5 protein-coding genes and 1 pseudogene are annotated in these 5,682 nt (G+C 41.9%); all 6 read left to right on the plus strand.

What is annotated here, in order from left to right; translation table 11 throughout:
• Window positions 1–414: pseudogene (locus ACFINI_RS09205) on the plus strand (hypothetical protein); the annotation flags it as partial.
• Window positions 414–839, plus strand: coding sequence for a hypothetical protein (locus ACFINI_RS09210; protein WP_375647969.1), 426 nt, complete (start codon window positions 414–416; stop codon window positions 837–839). The pseudogene ACFINI_RS09205 and the gene ACFINI_RS09210, both read left to right, overlap by 1 nt.
• Window position 840: 1 nt before the next feature.
• Window positions 841–1,779 carry a hypothetical protein gene (locus ACFINI_RS09215; protein ID WP_375647970.1) on the plus strand — a complete coding sequence of 313 codons (939 nt, stop codon included), beginning with the start codon at window positions 841–843 and terminating at the stop codon, window positions 1,777–1,779.
• Between the two features lie 24 nt (window positions 1,780–1,803).
• Window positions 1,804–3,258 (plus strand): hypothetical protein, encoded by a 1,455-nt coding sequence (locus ACFINI_RS09220; protein WP_375632731.1) that lies wholly within the window; start codon window positions 1,804–1,806, stop codon window positions 3,256–3,258.
• Entirely contained in the window at window positions 3,259–5,436 is a 2,178-nt protein-coding gene (locus ACFINI_RS09225) for a hypothetical protein (protein WP_375647971.1), read from the plus strand.
• 16 nt (window positions 5,437–5,452) lie between these two features.
• On the plus strand, window positions 5,453–5,682 hold a 230-nt coding region (locus ACFINI_RS09230), incomplete at its 3' end, for a transglycosylase SLT domain-containing protein (RefSeq protein ID WP_375647972.1).

Consider the following 5,682-nt stretch of genomic DNA (forward strand, 5'->3'; position numbering starts at 1 on the left):
AATCTTGAGACATTACCGGCTTCTTTAGACAGCCCTCGTTGGCAAAGTGGCGCACCCATGCTTGGTGCTTTTGATGACCAAAATCGGCTTGTTATGTTTACAGGTGCGCCGATGGAAGCAACGGTTGTTTCGCAAGAATTGGGAGCACCAGATGGAAGTTTTAACTTTATCACGAAGATGTTTGCTGAAGTTGATACGACGGAAGGTCTTTTAAGCATAGGAGAGCGTCGGCTTCGCAATAATCAGACACCGATTACATGGCACCAAGAGAGGGCATGTTCATATGTCACGGGTGCTTATCATGGTCGTTCGCGCAATCGTTATCACCGCTTTAAATTGCGTATTCCTGAAGGTGTTCATTGGAACCATATTACGGGATTTAATGTGGATTTACGTCCTTTAGGCAGAGGGTAATGGCAAAAGTCTTTTTGACCACGTCTTGGGATATGGAGCGTATAGCGCCTTATCTTGAAGACATCATTGCATCCTTTAGAGAGTATGTAGAGCGTTTCAAACATGAAATCACGTTGCAAGAGCTCATTGAAGCGATTTGCAGCGGCAAGAAACAGTTATGGCTTGTTTTGGATGATGACGAGCGCTTTTTAGCGGCAGTCACGACCCAGATACAGCAGACAGTTTTAGGAAAGAAGCGCGCTCTGATTTGTGAGTGTAGTGGCAAGGGCGTTCTTAATTTGGTTGATAATTTGCAAGTTGCAGAGGATTGGGCACGTGAGAATGGGGCTTTTGAGATAGAGATTTTAGGGCGTTTAGGTTGGAAGCGCGCATTGGACAAGCAAGGCTATGGCATAGCTATGCTTTATTACAGGAAGGAATTGTGACATGGGGAGCAAGACACCAACAACGACAGAACAAAAGCAGGTACAAACAAGCGCCCCTCCTACTTGGATGCAGAATGTATTTAAGCGTGGGGGTGCGGATGCATATAATCTGTATGATACAGGGATGGGTGGTAATGTGTATGGGGGACCTCGTGTTGCACCTTTAAGTGCTCCAACTTACCAAGCAATCGGAGGTCTTGGAGCTATTCCTCATCATTATCAAAATCGCTCTTTGATGAATACAATCTATAATCCAACGTCGGCAGCCATGAATCTTCGACATATGGCCTCTGGTGGTATGATGGGAGAAAATTCGTATTTCAAACAAGCACTTCAAGAAGCATTAGATGATTCAGACACTCAAATTAACAGATATTTCTCAGGGATTGGTCGTTATGCAACTCCTGATCACAGAGAGGAAGTGCGGAAAGGAAGAGATTCTATATACGCTCGTGCTATGTTAGAGCAATATAATCGTGATGCGGACCGCATGATGCAAGCCAATGCCATGATAGACCAAGCCAATCAAAATCAATTGGGTGCCTCAAATAACTTCTTACAGGGTTATGGGAATGCCTATTCCAATGCCATACAAGGGGGAGGTGTGCTTGATGCCCACAATCAACGCCTTGTTGATGCCAATAGAGAACGTTGGCTGGAACAAGACAATAGCGGCTGGAATAGGTTGAATATGCTTATGAATGCCGGTCATGGTTTTGCAAGGAATTACGGCACGACGACGAATAATCATACAATCTCTAAGATAGAGGGCAATAATCCGTGGAAAAATGTAGGGGCTATAGGTTCTTTAGCACTTCAAGCAGCACCGATGGCTTTTGGTTACATGGCAGGTGGTCCAATGGGAGCAGCGTTGGCAGGAGGAGCATCCAAGTTTTTTTTAGATTACATGAATCAAAAGAAAGCTCTGGAGAATAATTAAAGAATAGTTTTGTAGGAGAGTGTGATGGCATTTCCATTATTATTTCCATTAGCTGGGGCAGCTTTTATGGCAGCGAGAGCTGCGCCTCATATTTTTAGATATATTGCTCCCAAAGCGGTTACAGGGGCGAATAGATTGGGACAATTAATAACAAAGAACCCCGTGGGGAATTTCATAACAAAGTACCCCAAAACCTCTCTATTTATGACTGGAATGTCAGGTATTGAAAGTATGATGACACCAGAGAAAGCACAAGCCCCATCCAACCCCTATTTACAGAATAGTCTGAATCCATATGGACCATTTATGCCCTATACGGCTCCTAAAGCGGAAATGCCTCTTGGATTTGATCAACATCCACCCATGCCAAATGCACTAGAGAGTACTCCACAAGAACTAAAACCTCATATTAATGAACAAACGCAACCATTAGCACCCGCTTCCCCAACACCGACTCCTGAACTGACAGATGCAGAGAAATTTTTACAGTCCAATACTTATAAGTTTTTTCAATCAGATGCGTATCAGAAGCTCAAAGATCTTTTTGCAGGTATGGCAGAATCTTCATCAGACGGTTCTGGGTGGGATGCGCTTGCAAGTGGTGTGAAGCATCTTAATGAAGGTGATAAACGAAGAGAACAAGTCAATCAAACCGTCGAATACCTAAAATCTAAAGGTTACAGCGAAGAAGAAGCTGCTATCATGGCACGTAATCCGCAAATGCTTAGTGCGATGCTAACAGGTGGTGATAAACCTCAGTTAGATAAAGGTTATGAATGGGATCCCAATTCACAACTAGGTGAACGTAGAGCGAGACCGGTTAAGGGGTCGATGCAGGAACTTGAGTATAATCAGAAAAAACGAGACATAGAAGAGTGGGAAATAGGTAAGAGAAACACTGCTGCTGTAGCAGCAAAAGAAATTAATCATATTGTGGATACAGTTAACAATGCTCTTCAAATTATAGAGAAGAATCCCAAAAAGGCTGCTGGTAAGGTCGGTGCTTTTGCTCAGATTTTCCCCGATACTGCTGCAAAAACATTAAAAAATAAATTAAAAACGCTTGAAGGTGGTGTCTTTGTTCGAGTGATTGAAGCAATCAAAAAGCAAAGTGACGGCGGGAAATTAGGCGTTGGACCGTTATCTAATGAAGAAAGCAGGCGCATAGTAGCATCTTATGGTACTATGGACATTAGCGATAAACCAGAAGAACTATATAAAACGCTCTTAAAAATCAAAGATATGTTTGATCTTTTTAAAAAACTGAATGATGAGGAAATTTATAGGTTGTCAAATGGAATGGAAGTAAGACCGCGTCTAAAGTATTCTGCTCAATATGCTAATCAGTCGATGTCACAAGGAGGTAGTGCAAACTTGCCAACTACAATTAGCAGAGCAAATATTAAAAAACTTGCTATTGGAGATAAAGCAACCGTTCATGATGGTAAAGATTTGTATGAAATTATTAGGGATAGTTAAATGGTTCAGCATAATAATACTCATCAAGATTTTCCAGATTTTGGTACTGGAATAAGAATTATACGCCGTATCCCTAAACATGAATACGAAAAATCGGTAGAGGAACCATTTCCAGATTTTGGTACTGGAATAAGAGTTATACGTCGTATCCCTAAAGATGAATACGAAACATCATCCCAACATCCCGAAATAAGTAGCAGTGAAGCTTTTTGGAATTCTTTAAAGCATGGATTGAGTTTTAATTTAGATGATGAGATTGCGGGGATTACAGCGGCAGGACGTGATTCTGATGATGAGTTGGCAATAAAGGCTTTTTTGAAGGGGCTTTACAACTATTGGACTGGAGATAAGAAAACCATAGAAAAATATGAGAAAGAAGCCAATAGAATACGTGATTATTATCGTAGGATGAGTGATCAACATTATTGGACTTCTTTTGCTGGAAATGCTTTAGGGTCGGCAATCCCTTCCCTTGCGACTTTAGGGGGAGGATTATTAGCCTCAGGAGCACGCTTTGTAGCGCCTACACTTGCAAGGAATGTGGCGGGGTCAAAATTAGGTCAAGCCTTTTTGAAAGCAGGTCAGTTACCCCCAAGTCGATTTGCAAGTCCATTTTTAGGCATCACGAACAAAACAACATTGCCGCATTTGCTTAAAGTAGGGGCGGCATCTGGTGCATTACATGGAGCGGGAGAAGGTGAAGGACTTGGTAATACACTTACAAGTACGTTATCTGGTGCAGGTTTAGGAGCGGGTGGGGCATTGGCTGGAAGTGCTTTAGCTCATTTAGCTGGTTATCCGGTAAGCGGAATACGAAGACTTTTTTCTCCTTCTCATAAGGAAGGTGTTGCAACAGACACGTTAAGAGCAATCAGTAAACATTTAGGTAAGGAGGCGTCTGAAGAGCTAGGAGAATCTTTTAAAAAAGCAGTTCCTACCGATTACGTAGCTGATCATAGTCCTTTTTTACAGGATCTTGTTTTTGATATCGCGAAAAGAAATCAAGGAGCTTATCTTGATTTGACTAAAAGAGCTGGGCAGAGAGCGCTGGGAGGAGGGGAGCGTATTCATCAGGCAGCTGATAAATACTTTGTTCCTCGTCAAAATGTTACAGGTTTAAAAGATGATCTTATCGCGATTAGGAAAGCAGAACCACATACTCTTTACGAAATAGCTCAAAAAACACCAATAGGAGAACAGCATTATGGTGCTCTTAATGAATTAATGAAGCGTCCATACTTCAAACAGGCTTATAAAGGAGGGCTACAGGAATTCACGAGTGGTGGCAAAGAAGTCAGTTCGTTTTCTTCTGAAAAATTTAATCTCCTTAAAGAAAAGCCCAACATGGGTGTTCTCCATGAAACGAAGGTTAAACTTGGTCTTATGAGAGATGAAGCCGAGAAGATAGGAGATAATAGTAAAGTTCATACCTTAGTTGGCATTCAGAAAAAGTTATTAGAGCTTATGGATGATATATCGCCTAAATATAAGAAGGCACGATCATTGTATCATCAATATAGTTCACGTTTAGATGCTATGGATGAAGGTTCCAAAATCCTTAGCAAGTCGGTTAATAAGGATGAGTTCAGTAAAATCTTTGATGAATTACCAAAGGCACAACAAGAATACTTTAAAAAGGGTTCAAGGGCAGAACTTTTACAAGGCATGGGTCAAACAAAAGACGAAGTATCCAAGGCAAAGGAGATTTTTGGTACGAATGATCTGTATAAACGATTTGCAAAGATTTATGGAGCCGATAAAGCTTCTGCGGTCAAGAAGGTTGTCGAAAAAGAAGCTAATTATGCAGATTTTTATAACAGAATACCAGGTCGTGTAGCGGATGAAAAGATATCTTTTACGCATAATGTCAGTATGCCAACGGGTAAACGTGATGCAGCTGTACAATTAGCAAAAGCTGCTGGGAAGGCAGCTTGGGTTCCTTTCAAAGAGGCGGCGTTTAGAGAGCGTCAACGGATTGAAAAGGATGTTGTCAAATTGTTAACAGGGGGGACACAGATTAAGAATGATCAAATTGTAGCTCTCATTCAACGCATGGTAAACGCGCATCATAAGGGATATGCGACAAAAGAATGGTTCAAAAAGCTTTCTGCTGCTTTGTTTGGAGGTGGGGGAAAAGCCTCAACGGAGGAGTTGAATTTATTGAGTGCATTTGAGTAAGGGAGGAGATTAGGCTATGACCCGTTCTAGTCCTTCTGTTAATCAAGCGATCCGTCAAGCAGCAGTGCGTTATGGTTTGCCAGAGAGTTATTTGTACCGTGTTGCGCAAGTGGAAAGTGGAGGCAATCCGAATGCAAGGAATCCCCGTTCTTCTGCGGGTGGGTTGTATCAATTTATAGACAGTACCGCCAAGCAATATGGTTTGCAAGACCGTTTTGACCCCATGCAAGCGGCAGATGCCATGGG

Origin of the sequence: Bartonella sp. AA56HLJMS, assembly GCF_042197145.1 — a bacterium.
In the GTDB taxonomy this organism is placed as follows: domain Bacteria; phylum Pseudomonadota; class Alphaproteobacteria; order Rhizobiales; family Rhizobiaceae; genus Bartonella.